Raw genomic sequence first — 18,812 nt, forward strand, 5'->3', positions numbered from 1 at the left:
TGCGGCTGAGCGCGAGACCACGCAGCGATGTGCTAAGTGATTGTCGCAGCGATTGGCTGATTCGCAGTGCAGATGTACTGTTGCGCCCGCTGCAGCGGATGCGAACAAAACTGCATCTCAACAAACTCATCGCACAGGCGATGCCGCCTCAGACGTACTGCATCTTGCGCGACATGCCGCCGTCGACAATGAAGTCCTGCCCGGTCACAAAGCCCGACAGCTGCGGCGCCAGCAGATATACCGCCAATTGCGCGATGTCTTCCGGCGTGCCGACGCGGCCAACCGGATGCTGGGCATGATCGCGCCGCGAGAGCTTGGGTGCGCGCCGCCGCGCCGGTGCACGCCAGGCGTCGGTACTGATCCAGCCGGGGCTGATGCTGTTGACGCGTACCTGCGGGCCTTCGCTCAGCGCCAGCGCATGCGTCATCGCCACCAGGCCACCTTTGGCGGCGGCATACGCTTCGCTATGGGGTTCGGATTGCCAGGCGCGCGTGGAGGCGATGTTGACGATGGCGCCGCCATCGGCCGCTTTTGCGAGCGCGGGCAGGGCATGCTTGCTGCACAGGAACGCACCATGCAGGCTCGAGACCCGGCGCTGCCATTCCTGCCATTCCAGTTGCGCCAGCGCGGCGATATGCGGGTCGGGAACGCCGGCGTTATTGACCAGGCCGTCGAGCCGCCCGAAACGTTTGAGCGCGGTGGCGACCAGGCGCGCGGCATGTGGTTCGCGCGCGGCGTCGGCACGCACGAAGGCGCTGCGGCGCGGCAGTGCCCAGTCCTGCAGGCAGGCCTTGCCCGCATCGGCATCCAGATCGCCAATCACCACGCTGCCGCCGGCACCGAGCACAGCCTGCGCAATGCCGCGGCCAATGCCTTGCGCGCCACCGGTGATGATCACCACGCGGTCCTGCAACGGTGCGGGATTCCAGGCGGAAATAGCGGGAACCAGAGCCATGGCGTGCGATTGCGTCAGCGAACGGGAATTCCACTGTAACCGTTGCGATGTCAGCGCCACAGCAAGATGCGGTGCGCTTGTGGCCGCTTTGCACACCTCGCGCATGTCATCAGCATTTCATACGAATTTCTTTTCATGGCGCGCGCCGACATGGCCGCCAGGGAGCGGTCCGGCTCCTCCCCCATCGGAAAACCTCATGACCTTTGCTCCCGTGCATCCTGCGCGTCGTCCTCGCCATGCCGTGCTGATGCTCGCCGTCACTGCCGCGCTCACCTCCGTCACCGTGCAGGCACAACAGGCTAGCGCTACGTCCACGCAGACCACCGAGCTGGATCGCGTGCAGGTGCTGGGCAGCTATGCGTCCAGCCTGGAGCGCGCGCTCAACGACAAACGCTATGCGCCCAGCGTGATCGATTCGATCGAAGCCGAAGACATCGGCAAGTTGCCTGCGCAGAACGTGGCCGAAGCGCTGCAACGCCTGCCGGGTGTGACCATCGAGCGTGATCGCGGCGAAGGCGTGTATGTGCGCGTGCGCGGCCTGGGGCCGAATTTTCAGGTCACCACGCTCAACGGGCAGACCATGGCGGTGAACGAAAACGTGCGCAATTCCGGGCAGACCGGCCGCCAGTTCCGCTTCGACACCTTGCCGGCCGAACTGGTGTCGGGCCTGGAAGTGATCAAGAGCCCGACCGCCGCGCTGGATGAAGGCGCCATCGGCGGCGTGGTCAACGTCAAGACCTTTCGCCCGCTGCAATTGGGCAATGCAGAAACACATCTGTCAGCCGAACTCAGCCACCCGCAGCTGGCCGATGAGAACGACCCGCGCGTGTCCGGCCTGTACAACTGGGTCAATGCCGACAAGACCCTGGGCGTGCTGTTCGCCGCTGCCTACGCCGAGCGCAGCCTGCGCCAGGACCGCGTCAACGAGACCTACTGGGAGCACTACGCCGATGGCATCGACGGCAACGGCGATGGCATTGCCGATACCGGCGCCATCTACGCGCCCTCGGCCATCCGCCCGACACTGGAACTGGAGCAGCGCAAGCGGATCGGCGTGGCCAGCTCGATCCAGTTCGCGCCCAGCGAGGCGCTGGAATTCAACCTTGACCTGTTCTACGCACGCCAGCAGGTGGACTACGACGAGTTCGCGATCGGCACCGGCTGGGAGCCGCGCAACATGCGCAATCTCAGCATCGCCGGCAATGCGGTCACCGCGTTCGATTACCAGAACGGCCAGGTGCAGCTCTCGCGCGAAACCTCCGGCATGACCGACGAAAACCGCAGCGTGCGTTTCAGCGGTGCCTGGCAGGGCGATGCGTGGAAGCTGCAGGGCACCGGCTTCGTGTCGCGTGCGCACAGCTGGAACGATGCACCGATCCGCCGCACCCGTCTGCGCTCCGGCACCACCGTCGATCAGCGCGTGGTGTTCCCCACCGCCTCCGGCAACAATCTGCCGCAGTGGTCCTTCACCGATGGCTATGACCCGACCGATCCGGCGCAGACGCCGGGCCGCCGGCTGGAGTGGCGCATCATCGACGCGGTGGACCACGAGCGCGCGCTGCAGTTCGATGCCGACCGCATGCTGGAAGGCGGCGTGTTCAGTGCGCTCAAGCTGGGCGCCAAATACCGCACCCGCGAGCGCCGCTATGACCGCACCGACCTGGTCAACAACAGCATCGCCGGCCGGCGCTTTGATGCCAGCTATTTCTACCCCTCATTGCCGGTGAGCGACATGCTGGACGGTGGCAACGGGCAGCTGCCGCGGCAGTGGCTGGCACCGCGCGAAGCGCCGTTCTGGGGTGACTGGCCGACTGCGGCGGATCTGGCCAACAGCCCCACCAGCGAAGACCTGCAAAATTCGTACCGGGTGCTCGAAGACATCAGCTCGGCGTATGCGATGCTGGAATTCTCCACGCCACTGGGCGGGCGCGACGTGCGCGGCAATGTCGGTGTCCGCGGCGTGCATACCCAACAACGCACCGAAGGCCATGCCAATCTCGACGGCGCCGCACAACCGGTGGTGTTCGAGCGCAGCTACAACGATGTGCTGCCATCCTTGAACGTGGCCTACGACCTGCGCCCGACCATGGTGCTGCGCGGCGCCGCGGCCAAGGTGATCACCCGTCCGGATCTCACCGATCTGTCTTCCAAGCTCACCTTCAACTCCAGCGGCGAAGTGCTCACCGCAAGCGGCGGCAACCCGAACCTGGAGCCGTTCGAGGCACTGCAGTACGACCTCACCTTCGAGTGGTACACCTCGCCGTCGTCGGCGCTGGTGGCCGGCGTGTTCTACAAGGACATCAGCCGGTTCGTGCAGACCCAATTCTCCAACCTGGACTACCAGGGCCGCCGCTATCTGCTCTCGTCCAAGGTCAACGGTGGCAAAGCCAAGGTACAGGGCGTGGAGTTGGCCTGGCAGCAGGTCTTCACCGGCTTGCCGGCGCCGTTCGATGGCCTGGGCATGCAGGCCAACTACACCTGGACCGACAGCGAGGCCAACTACGTGGACGGAGACACCACCTTCCAGGATGCGTTGGAAGGTGTGGCCAAGAACAGCTACAACCTGGTCGGTTTCTACGAGAAGGGGCCGCTGTCGGTGCGGCTGAGTTACAGCTGGCGCGACGACATCGTCAACTCGGTGGGCACCGCCGATATCGCCACCAACAACACCCGCGCCTACGGCACGCTGGACGGCAACATTTCCTGGCAGATCACCCCGGCGCTGGCCGTGTTCGCCAATGCCATCAACCTGACCGGTGAGGTGCAGCACATGTATGTCGGCGACCACCTGTTCTCCGGCTATACCGACTACGGGCGCACCTACTCGCTCGGCCTGCGGGCGAACTTCTGATGCGCACGCTGCAGACCCTCGCAGTGGCCGTGTGCCTGTTGCTGAGCAGCGCGGCGCCGGCGGCGCAGGTGGAGGTTGATACCGCGCCGCCGGCTGCCACCGACCAGGACGCCGCGCCACGCCAGTGGCTGGCCGGCGACCATCATGTGCATAGCGAATGGAGCGTGACCTGGGACCGGTCCACGACGCCGCCCGCGCCGATCCGCGGCGGTGATTCGCCGTACACGCGCAGCCGCAATGCGCAGCAGGCCGCCGCCAACGGGCTTGCGTGGATGGTGCATACCGATCATGGCGGCCCGGGCCATTCGCGGGTAACCCGCACCCAGGCCTGGCCAGCGCTGCAGCGGGCCAGGCGCGCGGTGCCGGCGCTGATCCAGTTCCATGGGATGGAATTCGATGTGCCGGCGGCCGAGCATGCGTCGCTGATCATCGCACCGGGTGCCGACGAGCAAGCGCAGCTGGAGCGGCTGGAGCGCGACTACAACCGCGCCGAACTGCTGGACGGCAGCCTCCGCGATACCGAGCCGGCGATGCTGGCGGCGCTGCACGCCATGCAGGCGATGCAGCCGCAGCCGCTGCTGGTCGTCAACCATCCTTCGCGCACAGCGACAGCGCCCGGGGTCTGGGGCAAGGTCACTCCGGCGGAGTTGCGTGCATGGCAGGACGCTGCGCCGCAGGTGGTGATCGGCATGGAAGGCGCACCCGGGCACCAGGCCGACACCGCGCATCGTGGGCTGTATCGCAATGCCGGCGCGCCGACGTTAGGGGGCTTCGACCAGATGACCGCACAGGTGGGCGGCGTGTGGGACAGCCTGCTGGCCGAAGGCCGCCATTTCTGGATCACCGCCACCTCCGATTCGCACCGCAACTGGCGTGATGGCGGCGCGGAATTCGACCCGGGCGAATACAGCAAGACCTATGTGTGGGCGCATCGCGATGCGGCCGACATCCTGCGCGCGTTGCGGGCCGGGCAGAGTTTTGCAGTGACCGGCGATCTGATCGATGCACTGGAGTTGCGTGTGGAGTCGGTTGCGGCCGATGGCCGCGCCCGCGCGCACGCCGGGATGGGCGGCACGCTGCAGGCTGTGGCAGGTACGACGCTGCAAGTGCGCGTGCGCATGCACGAACCGCAGCAGCCCAACCGCCACGGCCAGCGCCCGCAGGTGGCGCAGCTGGAGGTCATCACCGGTGGCGCGCAGCGTGGCGGCGGTGTGCGCACGCAGGTGCATCGCATTGCGCGTGCGGCGTTGCCGTCGCAGGACGGCTGGCTGAGCGCGCAGGTGGACGTGCCGGAGTTGGCCGGTGGTGGCTTCGTGCGCGTGCGCGGCAGCAACACGGACGAACCCACCCCGGAGCCGGATGGCGCCGGCGAAGATCCCTGGCAGGATCTGTGGTTCTACTCCAATCCGGTGTTCGTCACGCCGGCGCGGTGAGCTGCGGTGCGTGGCGACCTGGCCCTGCGAGCGCGCAGCTGTGACCAGGCGTGATTTGCGCGTGTCAGCACGCGGACGTGAGGCCCACGCCGCCCGCATGCAGGCGGCGTGGCCATGCGCGGTGCCTCAGTGCGCGGCGCCGTGCAACACCCGCTCCCAGCCATCGCGGCCGAGGCGTTCGAGCGTTTCGATATTGCGCTCCACAATCACATCCGGGTCCGGGAAGGCGGCCACCGCGCGCTCCACGCTGTCTTCGCGCAACAGGTGCAGGGTGGGGAAGGGCGAGCGGTTGGTGAAGTTGGCCACGTCATCGGCTGCGGCGCCGGCAAACTGATAGTCCGGATGAAAACTGGCCACCTGCAGCACGCCCTGCAGATCCAGCGCCTCCACTGCCGCGTCGGCGTTGTCGAGGAAGTCGTTGTAGTCCAGGAAATCGGTGAGCACGTCCGGGTGCACGATCAGCGTGGTGTCGATCTGCTCGGCCGGCGTGTCGCGCAGCAGCACCAGTTCCTCGGCCAGCTGTTCCAGCAGCGCTTCGGGCGTGCTCGCATCGCTGAGCACCAGCCGCACCTGTTCCTTGACGTAGACCGCCTTGGCGAACGGGCACAGGTTCAGGCCAATCACCGCGCGCTCGATCCACTGGCGGGTGGCGATCAGGGGATCGGTGGGGTCGGGTGTGGAGGTCATCGTGGCGGCAGCAGCGTGATGGCGCGCCAGTGTATGCGATCGGGCTTTGGGCACGCGCTGCGCGCGCGGGTAACGGTTCGCTCTGCTGCTGCCAGCGGAGCGGGGCGACGGCAAATCGCGCGCCAGCCGCCCACTCACCATCGATGCATCAGTCAGGCACTCAACGCCGCATCAATCGCGGAAGTTGTCGAACTGCAGCGGCAGCTCGAAATCGGCCTTCTTCAACACTGCGATCGCGTCCTGCAGGTCGTCGCGCTTCTTGCCGGTGACGCGCAGCTTGTCGCCGTTGATCTGCGCTTCGACCTTGAGCTTGGCTTCCTTCAACTTGGCTACCAGCTGCTTGGCCTGCTTCTGCTCGATGCCCTGCTTGACGGTGACCTTCTGCCGCGCACCGGCCAGATTGGTCTCCACATCGCCAAACTCCAGGCAGCGCACATCGATGCCACGGGCCAGCAGGCGCGCGCGCAGGATGTCGGTCATCTGCTTGACCTGGAAATCGCTGGGCGCGGACTGGTTGATCACCTTGCCGTCTTCGAGCTCGAACTTGGCTTCCACGCCCTTGAAGTCGAAGCGGGTGTCCAGCTCGCGGTTGGCCTGATCCACCGCATTGGTCAGTTCGTGCTTGTCGACTTCGGAAATCACGTCGAAGGACGGCATGGCAATTCCTCTTCAAAAGATCGGCAGCCAGTTTAAGACCCACCCGCATGCGATGACAGGGGCAGCGGTGGCGCGTGCGCCGGTCGCGGCTGGCAGGGATGGGCGTGCGCGCGAATGCCAAGCACGTACATCGACGATGCAGCCCGCGCGTACCTGCACGCGATTGCGCCCACCCAGACCCTGCGCAACCTCGGGCAGCGCAGGCGCGGCATGCACCGCAGCGGTCGCGAACCACCGTCTGCCCCGGCGATAATGCCGCATGTCTTTGACCGCGCCCGCCCCCCGTTCCCCGTTGCCTGCCATCGCCTGGATGGTGGCGGCAGTGGCGTGTTTTTCGCTGATGGATGCCGGCATGAAGCTGTTGTCGGCCAGCTACCCGCCCTTGCAGGTGACCTTGTTGCGCGGCGCGGCGTCGCTGCCGTTCGTGCTGGTGTGGGTGTTCGCCACCGCCGGGCCGCGCGCCATCATCCCGGTGCGCTGGGGCCTGCATCTGCTGCGCGGGGTGCTGGGCATGGTGATGATCGGCTGCTTCGTCTACGGGCTGAAGCGCATGCCGCTGTCCACCGCCTACACGCTGTATTTCGTCGCGCCGTTGCTGGTGGCCGCGCTATCGGTGCCGCTGCTGGGCGAACACGTCGGGCCGCGGCGCTGGACGGCCATTGCCATCGGCCTGGTCGGCGTGATCGTGGTGCTGCGGCCGGGCGTGAACGGGCTGATCTCCCTGCCCGGCCTGATGGTGCTGCTGGCGGCCACCGCCTATGCCATCGCCGCGATCACCGTGAGCCTGTTGACCCGCACCGACACCCCGCAGGCGATGGTGGTGTGGTTCCTGCTGTTCATGGCGATCGGCGCCGGCCTGCTGGCCATCCGGGACTGGGTGCCGTTGCGCGCCGAGCACGCCTGGCTGATCGCCGGCATGGGCCTGGCCGGGGCGTTGGGTCAGGTGGCGCTGACCCAGGCCTTCATGCGGGGCGATGCCTCGATGATCGCCCCGCTCGAATACACCGGGCTGGTCTGGGTGATCGGCTGGGACTGGCTGCTGTGGCAGACCCTGCCCGACGCGTGGACCTGGACCGGCGCCGGCATCATCGTCGCCAGCGGCCTGTATTTGTTGCGCCGGGAGCGGATCCGGCAGGCCGACAGGCCGCCGCCGCTGGATAGGCCGTAAATGGGGATTCGGGATTCGGCATTCGGGATTGGCAACAGCAGGAATGCCGTTGTCCTTGCGAATCCCCAATCCCCAATCCCGACTCCCGGTTGTGAACATTGACTGGTAGGCTTCACGACCCCCCAATCGGTCCCGCGCGGTGATCCAGTTCCAGCGCCTGCACAAGTCCTACACCGTCGACGGTCGCCAGATCGTGGCGCTGCATCCGCTCGACCTGCGGATCGGCCCCGGTGAGGTGTTCGGCATCATCGGCCATTCCGGCGCCGGCAAGTCCACGCTGATCCGGCTGATCAACCGGCTGGAAGAGCCCACCGGCGGGCGCCTGTTGATTGGCGACGAAGACGTCACCGCGCTGAACAGCACCGGCCTGCGCGCGCTGCGGCGCCGGGTCGGGATGATCTTCCAGCACTTCAACCTGCTGTCTTCGCGCACGGTAGCCGGCAACGTGGCGTTCCCGCTGGAGCTGGCCGGCACGCCGCGCGCAGATATCGACGCGCGCGTGGCCGAACTGCTGGCGCGGGTCGGCCTGGAGCAGCACGCCACCAAGTACCCGGCGCAGCTGTCGGGTGGGCAGAAGCAGCGCGTGGGTATTGCGCGTGCGCTGGCCACCCGCCCGCAGATCCTGTTGTGCGACGAAGCCACCAGCGCGCTGGACCCGCAGACCACGTCCTCGGTGCTGCAGCTGCTGGCGCAGATCAACCGCGAGCTGGGCCTGACCATCGTGCTGATCACCCACGAGATGGAGGTGATCCGCCGCGTCTGCGACCGCGTTGCGGTACTGGACGCCGGCAAGCTGGTCGAAACCGGCCCGGTGACGGAGGTGTTCCTGCATCCGCAGCACCCCACCACGCGGCGCTTCGTGTCCGAAGCCGAGCATGTGGACGAAGCCGAGCTGCACCGCGATTTCGAAGCGGTGGGCGGGCGCATCGTGCGGCTGACCTTCCTGGGCAACGGCACCTACGAGCCGGTCCTGGGCCGCATCGCCCGCGAAACCGGCGTGGACTACAACATCCTGTCCGGGCGCGTGGACCGCATCAAGGACACGCCCTACGGGCAGCTCACCGTTGCCCTGACCGGTGGCGACCAGAACGCGGCGCGTGCCGGGTTCGTGGCCGCCGGTGTGCATGTCGAGGACCTGCGCGTATGAACCTGCTGCCCATCGCCGCCGCGCCCGGCTTCTTCCGGAATCTCGATGCCGCCAAGTGGGGCGACATCGGCCAGGCCACGCTGGACACCTTGCTGATGCTGGCCGGCGCGCTGCCGTTGACCTTGCTGATCGGGCTGCCGCTGGGCGTGGCGCTGTTCCTGTGCGGGGCGCCGCAACTGCGCCGCCGGCCGGTGCTGTACGGCGCGCTGGCCGCGGTGATCAACCTGCTGCGCTCGGTGCCCTTCATCATCCTGATGATCGCGATGATCCCGCTCACGCTGATGCTGATGGGCACCTCGCTGGGCGTGCGCGGCGCGATCCTGCCGTTGGTCGTCGGTGCGGCGCCCTTCTATGCGCGGCTGGTGGAAACCGCCCTGCGCGAAGTGGACCGCGGCATCATCGAGGCCAGCCAGGCAATGGGCGCGACCACCGGCCAGCTGGTCTGGCGCATGCTGCTGCCCGAAGCGCGGCCCGGCCTGATCGCTGGCGCCACCGTCACCACCATCGCGCTGATCGGCTTCACCGCCATGGGCGGTGCAATCGGCTCCGGCGGCCTGGGCGATGTGGCCTACCGCGAAGGCTATCTGCGCTCGCATTCGGATGTCGCGCTGATCACCGTCATCGCATTGCTGGTGCTGGTGCAGTTGCTGCAGATGCTCGGCGACCGCCTAGTGGCGCGTTACAGCCGCCGTTGAAGCCCGTGGCCTGCAGGGCGGCGGCCGATGCCCTCGGGGCCATCGCTGGCCCGCACGGGGCAGGGTGCGCCACCGCCGCCAGTTTGGGCGCGTGCGCTGCCGCAGTCCGGCAGGCCCGCGTCTGCATCGCCCCGGCGCGGGCGGTCTGCTAGGTTTGTCGTCTGCGGCGGCGCCGCGGTCCTCCTCCTCCCACGGATCCCTACATGAGCACATTTGCGTTTCGTTCTCTTCTGGCTGCCGCCACGCTGGCGCTGGCGTCCTGCGGCGGCGGTGGCAGCAGTGGCGGTGACACCCTCACCGTGGCCGCCACCGCGGTCCCGCATGCCGAAATCCTGGAAGTGGTCGAACCGCTGCTGGCCAAGGACGGCGTGAAGCTGGACGTGCGCGTGTTCAACGACTACGTGCAGCCCAATGACCAGGTCGTGCAGAAGCAGATCGACGTCAACTACTTCCAGACCGAGCCCTACCTGGACGCCTACAACCGCGACCGCAAGAGCCAGCTGGTGACCGTGGTGGGCGTGCATATCGAACCGTTCGGCGCGTACTCGCGGCGCTTCAAGTCGCTGGCCGACCTGCCCAGCGGCGCGGACGTGGTCATTCCCAACGACCCGAGCAACAACAGCCGCGCGCTGATCCTGCTCGACAAGGCCGGAGTGATCAAACTCAAGGATCCCAGCAACGCGTTGTCCAGCCAGCGCGACATCGTCGACAACCCCAAGCAGCTGAAATTCCGCGAGCTCGATTCAGCGATGCTGCCGCGCGTGCTGGACCAGGTGGATCTGGCCCTGATCAACACCAATTACGCGCTCGACGCCGGGCTCAATCCCACCCGCGATGCTCTGGCGATCGAAAGCAAGGACTCGCCGTACGTGAACTTCCTGGTCGCCCGTGCCGACAACAAGGACGATCCGCGCGTGCAGAAGCTCGCCAAGGCACTGACCAGCCCGGAAGTGAAGGCTTTCATCGAGCAGAAGTACAGGGGCGCGGTGCTGCCGGCGTTCTGAAGTCAGGTGATGCGCGCGCCGTAACCGCACGTGCGGGCAGGACGCGCGATGGCGATTGCCAGCATCGCGCCCGCAGCCTTGCGCTGCAGTGCCGCGGATAACAGCCATCGCCTGCCAACCGGTTGCTGAGCGCCAAACGCAGCACGTTCGTTGCTTGAACGTGTGCGCACGACCATTGCGACTGGCCTTGCCCCACCATCGCGTCACCTTTGGCGGCATGGGTGCCGTCAAGGAGCCTGCAGGGATGTACGTGCGGCGTGCGCTGCGGTAGTGGCGGGCAAGCCCTGCAACAGCGTCACTGTCCAGATGCTCCGCAAAACCACTGCCAGAACTTTCTGCAATGGATGCATCGATCGACACGCTGATCGGCGCAGCCCGCAGCGGCTGCGCCATCTGTGACTGACCTGCCGCACGCGCATGTCGACACGCACCACACTCCGCATCGGGTTCCATTGCACCTGGCGGTTCGCAAACCAGCCGACACCCTTCCTCACACTGCGCTACCGATACTCTCCTGATGCCCCTCCTGCTTGCCATTCCATTAGCCGTGATCATCGCCCTGGCGGTGTTCGCGGTGCTGTTCCCGCTGTCGTTGCTGCAGCGCTTCCGCGTCGGCACCGCCCGCCGGCAGGCACGCGGCTGGCTGTTGCTGATCAACCTGGTCTCGGCGGCGGTCTCCAGCGTGCTGTTCGTGGTGTTCACGCTGATTGCCGCAGCGTTCTGGCCGGGGGCGATCAGCCATGCCGCATTTGGCTGGGCCTGCGGGCTGGTGTTGGGAGTGGTGGCGCTGCGCCTGACCTGCTTCGAACGCACCACGCAGGGCCTGTTCTACCGGCCCAACCTGTGGCTGGTGCTCGCGCTGACCGGCTTGGTCCTGGTGCGAATCGTTGCCGGCCTGGTGCAGGGCTGGCGCAGTACCTGGCAAGGCGTGCCGTGGCCGGTGGAAGGCTGGCTCAGCCACGCCAGCCTGCTTGGCGCGGCCGGTGTGTTGCTGGGTTATGCGTTGGCGTATGCCACCTTGTTGTGGTGGCGCTGGCGCAGCGCCCGCCTGCGTGGCAGCGTCTATTGGCGCTGAATCGCATTGCGCGATCGCAGCATCCGTGAGCGCAAAAAAAAACGGGCCCGAAGGCCCGTTTTTTCATACACCCGCGTGTTGCCTGGGCGTTGCGCTTAGAAGCGAGCGCCGACGCCGAAGCCGACGGTCCACGGATCCAGTTCCAGCTCGCTGCCGGTACCGGCACCACCCACACGCAGTTCCGGACGCGAACGCATGTAACGGGCATCAGCGCGTGCGAACCAGGTGAAGTTGATGTTCATGTCCACGCCCACGGTGCCGATCACGCCCTTGGCGGTATCCAGGCCCACGTGCTGACCGGTGGTGGAGGCTGCGTCGATCTTCTCGTTGCTGAAGTTCGACTCGTAGTAGCCCACGCCCACGAACGGACGGAACACGTTATCGGCCTGGCCGAAGTGGTACTGGCCGCTGATGGCGATCGGCTGCTGCTCGACGGTGCCCACCTTGCCCACGCCATCGGCGTTGACGCGGTGGTTGAACTTGTCGGCTGCGCCCCACAGTTCAACGGCCCAGTTGTCATTGATGTAGTAGCTGGCGCTCAGGGTCGGCGCCGGGCCGCCGTCGACGTCCAGGCCAGGAGCCGGGTCGTTCTTCGGCTTGATCAGCGCAACGCCGCCGACCACGGCCCAATGCTTGCCGGATGCAGTGTCGCTGCTGCTGGACATGGCGGTCGAAGAGGTGTCACCGGTGTAGGTGGCCTCCTGCGCGAACGCGGACGGTGCAATCGCAAGTGCGGATACAGCAGCCAGGCTCAGGATGGAAATGGAACGCATGAGGGTCTCCTCGTCTTATTGTTAGGCCCTTGGAGTGGGCCGCGCCAAAGCTATTCCTGAAAATCTGAATCCACGCCCACCTGCGGCTCGCTAAAATTTCGTTTGTTCAGGAACTTTCCCGAGAAGACCGTGATTGCTGGATTTAACGCTGAAAGTGCATTCACGCAGATGCGTTCGCCGTGACGATGCAAACACCGCTGTTGCGTGGATTGCCCGCAGAAATTGCCGCGGATTGCCGTGTACTGGTGCTGGGATCGATGCCCGGCAGCGCTTCATTGCATGCGCATGCCTACTATGCACATCCACGCAATCGCTTCTGGCCGGTGATGCAGCAATTGCTCGGCATCGATGCAGACGCGCCGTATGACGCACGTCTGCAGCAACTGGCCGAGCGCGGTGTCGGGCTCTGGGATGTGATCGGCGAATGCGCACGCCGCGGCAGCCTGGATGCGGCGATCGTGCCGGGCAGCATCGTGGTGAATCCGCTGCCCGAGCGGTTGGCCACGCTGCCGCAGCTGCGCCTTGTGGTGTGCAACGGCAGTGCCGCCGCGCAGGCGTGGCGCCGCCACGTGCAACCGGCGTTGTCGCCGCCGCTGACGCGCCTACCGGTGCAGGCCGTGCCCTCGACCAGCCCGGCCAATGCTGCGTGGTCGCTGCCGCGGTTGTGCGCGGCGTGGCAGCCCGTGCGCGATGCGCTGCGCTAGCTGGAAGGCGTGGCATATCGCTCACGCGGACGTTCTCAGCGCGTTTGCACCGCGCATGCAGCACCATCCCGCCGCCAGAAGTCATGCCTGCCTTAGGCACACGCGCAGCGGCGGCGCGCTGCGCATCATCGGCCACAGCACATAGGGAGAGACTGCATGGCAATCACATACCGGACCACGTTCGCCATCGCACTGGGTGCCTGCCTGGCCGCGGCCGGTGGTGTGGCCAGTGCCGATGAGCTGCACTGCGAGGTCAACACGGACTACGACCTCACGCTCAATCCGCGCAGCCTGATCCTGATCCGCGACAGCGGCACGCCGCAGCGGCTGGTCATGCGCCAGGGCGCGCTTTTCGTCGACGACCGCTGGGTGACGTTGAGCGACGACGATCGCAACCGTCTGGTCCAGTTCGAACAGCAGACCCGCGCCGTGGTGCCGCTGGCGCAGGAGGTCGGGCGCGAGGCGGCCGATATCGCCATCACCGCGCTCGGCGAAGTGGCGGCCGGCTTCAGCCGGGATCCGTCGGCCACCCGGACGCAGCTGGCCAGCGTGCGCGACAAGGTCGACCTGCGCCTGAAGCAGAGCTTCGGCAAAAGCCAGCTGACGCCGGTGGATATCGACGATGAAATCGGCACGCTGGTGGCGGAGATGCTGCCGCAACTGATCGGCGATGTAGTGGCCAGCACGGTGCAGGCGGCGATGACCGGCAACGGTACGCAGCTGCGCTCGCTCGACGGCCTGGAGCAGCGCATCGAGCGGCTGGTCGAGCCGCAGGCGCGCGCGCTGCGGCCGCGTGCGCAGCAGTTGTGCACGCGGATGGAGGCGCTGGACGCATTGGACAATGCGCTGGCGTATCGTCTGCCGTCAGGCGCGCCGTTGCAGCTGTTGCAGGTGGATCGACGCCCTGCCAAGTAAGCGTGCAGCCCCTGCGCGGACGCTGCATCCCGCCACGCGTGCGATTTTTTCCGCGGCAATGGTTGGCGCTGCGGCTCCCGGCCGGCCACAATAGGGGTTTCCCCATTCTGTTGCCGGAGTTCCCGTATGGCCGAAATCAAGGAAGCACTTGTCCCCGATATCGGTGACTACAGCGATGTCCCGGTGATCGAAGTGCTGGTGTCGGTCGGCGATACGGTCAGCAAGGACCAGAGCCTGGTCACGCTGGAATCGGACAAGGCCACGATGGAAGTGCCCTCGTCGGTGGCCGGCGTGGTCAAGGAGATCAAGGTCAAGGTCGGTGACAGCCTGTCGCAGGGCGCGCTGGTCGCGCTGATCGAAGTAGCCGATGCCGATGCCGGTGCCGAGACGGCTGCGGCGCCAGCGCCTGCCGCTGCGCCCGCCAAGGCTGCACCTGCTGCCGCACCTGCGCAGGCTGCCAAGGCCGAGCCGGCCGCGCCTGCCGCATCGTCCGACGGCGGTCAGGTCGAGGCCCGTGTGCCGGACATCGGCGACTACAGCGGCGTGCCGGTGATCGAAGTGCTGGTGGCGGTGGGCGACACCGTCGCCAAGGACCAGAGCCTGGTCACGCTGGAATCGGACAAGGCCACGATGGAAGTGCCCTCGTCGGTGGCCGGCGTGATCAAGGAACTCAAGGTCAAGGTCGGCGACAGCCTGTCGCAGGGCGATCTGGTGGCGATCATCGCTGCCAGCGATGGCGGCGCCGGTGCGGCGCAGTCCCCGGCCAAGCCCACCACCGACACCGCTGAAACCGCCGGCAAGGTCGAGCCGGTCGCCGTCCCGGCCGAGCCGGACAAGCTGGCCCAGCGCGAGATCGCGCAGGTGCAGTCGGCCCGTTCCACCGCGGCATCGCAGCCGGCCCAGGCAGCGTCCGGCACCCCGAGCAGCCCGCCGGTGACCTTCGATGCCGACAGCGTGCTGCCGTCCAAGGTGCCGTATGCCAGCCCGGTGGTGCGCGTGTTCGCGCGCGAGCTGGGCGTGGATCTGAACCAGATCAAGGGCAGCGAGAAGGGCGGCCGGATCACCCGTGAAGACGTACAGCGCTTCGTCAAGGCCGCACTCAGCGGCGGCGCGCCTGCCGCAGCCGGTGCCGCACCGGCCGGTGGTGGCAACGGCCTGAACCTGCTGGCCTGGCCGAAGGTGGACTTCAGCAAGTTCGGCGAAACCGAAACCCAGCCGCTGTCGCGCATCAAGAAGATTTCCGGTGCGAACCTGGCGCGCAACTGGGCCATGATTCCGCACGTCACCCAGTTCGAATCGGCCGACATCACCGACCTCGAAGCCCTGCGCGTGGCGCTGAACAAGGAAAACGAGAAGGCTGGCATCAAGCTGACCATGCTCGCCTTCCTCATCAAGGCCAGCGCCGCGGCATTGAAGAAGTTTCCCGAGTTCAACGCCTCGCTCGATGCGGCCGGCGAAAACCTCACGCTGAAGAAGTACATCAACATCGGCTTTGCCGCTGACACGCCGAACGGCCTGGTCGTGCCGGTGATCCGCGACGTCGACAAGAAGGGCGTGCTGCAGATCGCGCAGGAAAGTGGCGAGCTGGCCAAGAAGGCGCGCGACGGCAAGCTGGGCCCGGCCGACATGAGCGGTGGCTGCTTCTCGATCAGCTCGCTCGGCGGCATTGGCGGTACCGCGTTCACGCCGATCATCAATGCACCGGAAGTGGCGATCCTGGGCGTGTCCAAGTCGGCGATGCAGCCGGTCTGGAACGGCAAGGACTTCGCACCGAAGCTGATGCTGCCGTTGTCGTTGAGCTACGACCACCGCGTCATCGACGGCGCGCTTGCCGCGCGCTTCACCACCTATCTCAGCCAGGTGCTCGCCGACATGCGACGCGTCCTGCTGTGAGAGCAGCGCTGCTGACGCTCGCCTTGCTGGGTGTGCTGCCGTGGTCGTCTGCGGCCGCACGTGAGTGCGCCAGCACGCTGGGCCGCGGCTGGCCGCCGGCGGTGGGCAACTACGGCAGCGCGGTGACCACGCTGCTGGATGGCGGCGCCAAGCCGATGCTGTCGTTGCTGACCCTGCCCACGCGTGGTGTCGAAAGCGGCATCGCGCTGGTGCCGGGCAAGTCCGGCAGCGACTGGACGGTGCGCTTCAGCCGTGCCGACGAGCAGGTCTACAGCTGGGTCAGCCAGACCGACCGCGGCGCGGTGCAGTTCCGCACCGAACAGACCCCTGAAACCGTCGAGATCCCGATCCCGGCGGCGCTGGCGCAACGCCTGGTCGGCAGCTGGACCACGGCACTGACCCAGCTCGCACCGAGCGGCCAGACCGCACCGGTTACCGAAGGCGAAGTGCTGTCGTTCCTGGTCGATGGCGTGCGCTACAGCGGCACGCGCCCGAGCTGCGGCGTTGGCGAGTTGCTGTTGCAGCAGGCCGCGCTGCTGATCGAAGCCAGCGAAGGCAAGGAAAAGAAGCGCGACAAGCGCTGGACCCAAATCGAATCGTCGCTGGATGAACTCCAGCAGACGCTTGCCGGCACCGCCGGTTAAGCCACAGGAGAAGCAAATGGCGGTCATTGAAATCAAGGTTCCGGACATCGGCGATTACAGCGATGTCCCCGTCATCGAAGTGCTGGTCGCCGTTGGCGATAGCGTGGTCAAGGACCAGGGCCTGGTGACGCTGGAGTCGGACAAGGCCACGCTGGAGGTGCCGTCCTCGGCCGCCGGTGTGGTGAAGGAACTCAAGGTCAAGATTGGCGACAACCTGTCCGAAGGCGCAGTGGTACTGCTGCTGGAGACCGAAGGCGAGGCCGCTGCCGCACCCGCCGCGCCGAAGGCCGAGACCAAGGTCGCTGCGCCTGCTGCGGCCCCCGCGGCCGCCGCACCCGGCAGCAAGCCGCCGGTGACCCCGTCGCACCGCGCCCCGGCCGAACCGGCCGCGCCCAAGCCGGCGCTGGCCAGCGGCAAGGCCGCCGATATCGAATGCAAGATGGTGGTGCTCGGCGCCGGCCCTGGCGGCTATACCGCCGCGTTCCGTGCCGCCGACCTCGGCCTGGACACGGTATTGATCGAGCGCTACGCCAGCCTGGGCGGCGTCTGCCTCAACGTCGGCTGCATCCCGTCCAAGGCGCTGCTGCACGCCGCCGCGGTGATCGATGAAGTGGCCCACGCCGGCGACTTCGGCGTGGACTTCGGCCAGCCCAAGATCACCCTGGACAAGCTGCGCGAGTACAAGGAAAAAGTGGTCGGCAAGCTCACCGGCGGGCTGGCCAGCATGGCCAAGCAGCGCAAGGTGCGCACCGTCACCGGTGTGGCGTCGTTCGTGTCGCCCAACGAGCTGGAGATCGTCGGCGACGACGGCAAGACCCAGCTGCTGCGCTTCGAGCACTGCATCATCGCGGCCGGTTCGCAGGCAGTGAAGCTCCCCAACTTCCCGTGGGACGACAAGCGCGTGATGGACTCCACCGACGCGCTGGAACTGCACGACATTCCCAAGACCCTGCTGGTGGTCGGCGGCGGCATCATCGGCCTGGAAATGGCCACGGTGTACAGCGCGCTGGGCAGCAAGGTCACCGTGGTGGAGTTCATGGACCAGCTGATGCCGGGCGCCGACAAGGACCTGGTCAAGCCGCTGGCCGACCGCCTGAAGAAGCAGGGCGTGGAGGTCCATCTCAAGACCAAGGCCACCGACGTCAGCGCCGATGCCAAGGGCATCACGGTGTCGTTCGAAGCGGCCACCGAAGGCGAAAAGCCTGGTCTGCAGGCGACCGCCTTCGATCGCGTGCTGGTCGCGGTGGGTCGCTCGCCCAACGGCAAGAAGATCGGCGCTGAAAAGGCCGGCGTCACCGTCACCGAACGCGGCTTTATCCCGGTGGACCGGCAGATGCGCACCAACGTGCCGCACATCTTTGCCATCGGCGACATCGTCGGTAACCCGATGCTGGCGCACAAGGCCACCCACGAGGGCAAGCTGGCCGCCGAAGTGGCTGCCGGCGAGAAGAAGGAATGGGTGGCGCGGGTGATTCCGTCGGTTGCCTATACCAACCCGGAAATCGCCTGGGTGGGCGTCACCGAAACCGAGGCCAAGGCCAAGGGCTTGAAGGTGGGCGTGGCCAAGTTCCCGTGGGCCGCCAGCGGCCGTGCGATCGGCATCGGCCGCACCGAAGGCTTCACCAAGCTGATCTTCGACGAAGAGACTCACCGCATCATTGGTGGTGCGATCGTCGGCGTGCATGCCGGTGATCTGCTTGCCGAAATCGGCCTGGCCATCGAGATGGGCGCCGAAGCCGAAGACATCGGCCACACCATCCATGCGCACCCGACCCTGAGCGAGTCGGTCGGCATGGCGGCCGAGGTGTACGACGGCACCATCACCGATCTGTACATTCCCAAGAAGAAGTAAGCCGCACCGCGTCTTGTGTGCTGACAGCGCCCCGCATTGCGGGGCGTTTGTCGTTAGGCAGGCATACCTGCGCGTAACCGATTCGAAGGTCGACTCCACGGCGGATGCCAGCGCACGCGTGATGTGCGCCGGTATCGGCAAGGGCAGCGTTGGGCGCGTCCTGCCCATCCTGCGCGAGCAGTGGCGCGTGCTGCCACGCGCTGGCGCCACTGCGTGCGCGAATGTGGCTCCATCACCGCAGCATCGTGCGACGCTACTGCAACCGCGATGCTGCAACCACCAACATGACCCCGCAGCGCAGCTTGCACGCCAGGCAGCGCGCTTGCACCATCGAGCCGCGGACACCGGGTTCGCGTCTG

The 18,812-nt window shown here is 66.8% G+C and carries 17 protein-coding genes; 12 read left to right on the forward strand and 5 right to left on the reverse strand.

From position 1 onward, the window contains the following. Positions 1 to 148 precede the first annotated feature (148 nt). Positions 149 to 955, reverse strand: coding sequence for an SDR family oxidoreductase (locus ACD584_RS03520; protein WP_076036492.1), 807 nt, complete (start codon positions 953 to 955; stop codon positions 149 to 151). 196 nt (positions 956 to 1,151) lie between these two features. Here ACD584_RS03520 and ACD584_RS03525 point away from each other — a divergent pair, with 196 nt between their 5' ends. Both ACD584_RS03525 and ACD584_RS03530 read left to right on the forward strand, forming a co-directional pair. Then, entirely contained in the window at positions 1,152 to 3,806 is a 2,655-nt protein-coding gene (locus tag ACD584_RS03525) for a TonB-dependent receptor (protein ID WP_175611582.1), read from the forward strand. After that, positions 3,806 to 5,239: a hypothetical protein gene (locus tag ACD584_RS03530; protein WP_076036491.1), complete on the forward strand. Its 1,434-nt coding sequence runs from the start codon at positions 3,806 to 3,808 to the stop codon at positions 5,237 to 5,239. Before ACD584_RS03525 ends, ACD584_RS03530 begins: the two co-directional genes overlap by 1 nt. Positions 5,240 to 5,365: 126 nt before the next feature. Here ACD584_RS03530 and ACD584_RS03535 read toward each other — a convergent pair whose 3' ends face one another. The 3 genes from ACD584_RS03535 to ACD584_RS03545 all read right to left on the reverse strand — a co-directional run bounded on the left by ACD584_RS03535 (position 5,366) and on the right by ACD584_RS03545 (position 6,937). Further along, the gene (locus tag ACD584_RS03535) at positions 5,366 to 5,926 is read right to left on the reverse strand and encodes a DUF1415 domain-containing protein (protein ID WP_042594594.1); all 561 of its coding nucleotides are present in this window, start codon (positions 5,924 to 5,926) and stop codon (positions 5,366 to 5,368) included. A 171-nt stretch (positions 5,927 to 6,097) separates the two neighbouring features. Continuing rightward, complete coding sequence (locus tag ACD584_RS03540) at positions 6,098 to 6,583, reverse strand: YajQ family cyclic di-GMP-binding protein (protein WP_011038715.1); 486 nt, start codon at positions 6,581 to 6,583, stop codon at positions 6,098 to 6,100. A gap of 12 nt (positions 6,584 to 6,595) precedes the next feature. After that, complete coding sequence (locus ACD584_RS03545; protein WP_181921303.1) at positions 6,596 to 6,937, reverse strand: hypothetical protein; 342 nt, start codon at positions 6,935 to 6,937, stop codon at positions 6,596 to 6,598. On the opposite strand from ACD584_RS03545, the gene ACD584_RS03550 reads away from it, so the two are divergent. The 5 genes from ACD584_RS03550 (at position 6,843) to ACD584_RS03570 (ending at position 11,672) form a co-directional block, all read left to right on the forward strand. Then, entirely contained in the window at positions 6,843 to 7,751 is a 909-nt protein-coding gene (locus ACD584_RS03550; protein ID WP_076036490.1) for a DMT family transporter, read from the forward strand. The genes ACD584_RS03545 and ACD584_RS03550 overlap by 95 nt on opposite strands. A 139-nt stretch (positions 7,752 to 7,890) precedes the next feature. After that, positions 7,891 to 8,898, forward strand: a complete 1,008-nt coding sequence (locus ACD584_RS03555) for a methionine ABC transporter ATP-binding protein (protein WP_076036489.1) — start codon at positions 7,891 to 7,893, stop codon at positions 8,896 to 8,898. A 2-nt stretch (positions 8,899 to 8,900) separates the two neighbouring features. Beyond that, entirely contained in the window at positions 8,901 to 9,593 is a 693-nt protein-coding gene (locus ACD584_RS03560) for a methionine ABC transporter permease (protein ID WP_175611826.1), read from the forward strand. Between the two features lie 203 nt (positions 9,594 to 9,796). Then, positions 9,797 to 10,597, forward strand: coding sequence for a MetQ/NlpA family ABC transporter substrate-binding protein (locus tag ACD584_RS03565; RefSeq protein WP_076036487.1), 801 nt, complete (start codon positions 9,797 to 9,799; stop codon positions 10,595 to 10,597). A 517-nt stretch (positions 10,598 to 11,114) separates the two neighbouring features. After that, a complete protein-coding gene (locus tag ACD584_RS03570) occupies positions 11,115 to 11,672 on the forward strand; it encodes a DUF1453 family protein (protein WP_076036486.1) in 558 nt (185 codons plus the stop codon). A gap of 95 nt (positions 11,673 to 11,767) precedes the next feature. Here ACD584_RS03570 and ACD584_RS03575 read toward each other — a convergent pair whose 3' ends face one another. Then, positions 11,768 to 12,445, reverse strand: a complete 678-nt coding sequence (locus tag ACD584_RS03575; RefSeq protein WP_076036485.1) for an OmpW family protein — start codon at positions 12,443 to 12,445, stop codon at positions 11,768 to 11,770. Between the two features lie 185 nt (positions 12,446 to 12,630). Here ACD584_RS03575 and ACD584_RS03580 point away from each other — a divergent pair, with 185 nt between their 5' ends. From ACD584_RS03580 to lpdA, 5 genes are all read left to right on the forward strand, one after another. Next, positions 12,631 to 13,149, forward strand: coding sequence for a DNA-deoxyinosine glycosylase (locus ACD584_RS03580; RefSeq protein ID WP_044474938.1), 519 nt, complete (start codon positions 12,631 to 12,633; stop codon positions 13,147 to 13,149). A 156-nt stretch (positions 13,150 to 13,305) separates the two neighbouring features. Further along, complete coding sequence (locus ACD584_RS03585) at positions 13,306 to 14,064, forward strand: YggN family protein (RefSeq protein WP_070691697.1); 759 nt, start codon at positions 13,306 to 13,308, stop codon at positions 14,062 to 14,064. Positions 14,065 to 14,190: 126 nt separating this feature from the next. Beyond that, positions 14,191 to 15,957 (forward strand): dihydrolipoyllysine-residue acetyltransferase, encoded by a 1,767-nt coding sequence (gene aceF, locus ACD584_RS03590; RefSeq protein WP_076036484.1) that lies wholly within the window; start codon positions 14,191 to 14,193, stop codon positions 15,955 to 15,957. After that, positions 15,954 to 16,601, forward strand: a complete 648-nt coding sequence (locus ACD584_RS03595; protein WP_076036483.1) for a hypothetical protein — start codon at positions 15,954 to 15,956, stop codon at positions 16,599 to 16,601. The genes aceF and ACD584_RS03595 overlap by 4 nt, the downstream gene beginning before the upstream one ends. Positions 16,602 to 16,617: 16 nt before the next feature. Then, the gene (gene lpdA / locus ACD584_RS03600; RefSeq protein WP_076036482.1) at positions 16,618 to 18,453 is read left to right on the forward strand and encodes a dihydrolipoyl dehydrogenase; all 1,836 of its coding nucleotides are present in this window, start codon (positions 16,618 to 16,620) and stop codon (positions 18,451 to 18,453) included. Positions 18,454 to 18,812: the final 359 nt, after the last annotated feature.

Source organism: Xanthomonas sp. NCPPB 2922, assembly GCF_041520885.1.
Classification (GTDB): Bacteria; Pseudomonadota; Gammaproteobacteria; order Xanthomonadales; family Xanthomonadaceae; genus Xanthomonas; species Xanthomonas campestris.

Bases quoted from the DNA above. Each gene is read 5' to 3' on its own strand.
- ACD584_RS03545 (WP_181921303.1), bottom strand. From the start codon at position 6,937: ATGCCGGCATCCATCAGCGAAAAACACGCCACTGCCGCCACCATCCAG.
- ACD584_RS03550 (WP_076036490.1), top strand. From the start codon at position 6,843: ATGTCTTTGACCGCGCCCGCCCCCCGTTCCCCGTTGCCTGCCATCGCC.
- ACD584_RS03520 (WP_076036492.1), bottom strand. From the start codon at position 955: ATGGCTCTGGTTCCCGCTATTTCCGCCTGGAATCCCGCACCGTTGCAG.
- ACD584_RS03540 (WP_011038715.1), bottom strand. From the start codon at position 6,583: ATGCCGTCCTTCGACGTGATTTCCGAAGTCGACAAGCACGAACTGACC.
- ACD584_RS03575 (WP_076036485.1), bottom strand. From the start codon at position 12,445: ATGCGTTCCATTTCCATCCTGAGCCTGGCTGCTGTATCCGCACTTGCG.
- ACD584_RS03565 (WP_076036487.1), top strand. From the start codon at position 9,797: ATGAGCACATTTGCGTTTCGTTCTCTTCTGGCTGCCGCCACGCTGGCG.
- ACD584_RS03580 (WP_044474938.1), top strand. From the start codon at position 12,631: ATGCAAACACCGCTGTTGCGTGGATTGCCCGCAGAAATTGCCGCGGAT.
- ACD584_RS03525 (WP_175611582.1), top strand. From the start codon at position 1,152: ATGACCTTTGCTCCCGTGCATCCTGCGCGTCGTCCTCGCCATGCCGTG.
- ACD584_RS03570 (WP_076036486.1), top strand. From the start codon at position 11,115: ATGCCCCTCCTGCTTGCCATTCCATTAGCCGTGATCATCGCCCTGGCG.
- aceF (WP_076036484.1), top strand. From the start codon at position 14,191: ATGGCCGAAATCAAGGAAGCACTTGTCCCCGATATCGGTGACTACAGC.
- lpdA (WP_076036482.1), top strand. From the start codon at position 16,618: ATGGCGGTCATTGAAATCAAGGTTCCGGACATCGGCGATTACAGCGAT.
- ACD584_RS03585 (WP_070691697.1), top strand. From the start codon at position 13,306: ATGGCAATCACATACCGGACCACGTTCGCCATCGCACTGGGTGCCTGC.
- ACD584_RS03530 (WP_076036491.1), top strand. From the start codon at position 3,806: ATGCGCACGCTGCAGACCCTCGCAGTGGCCGTGTGCCTGTTGCTGAGC.
- ACD584_RS03535 (WP_042594594.1), bottom strand. From the start codon at position 5,926: ATGACCTCCACACCCGACCCCACCGATCCCCTGATCGCCACCCGCCAG.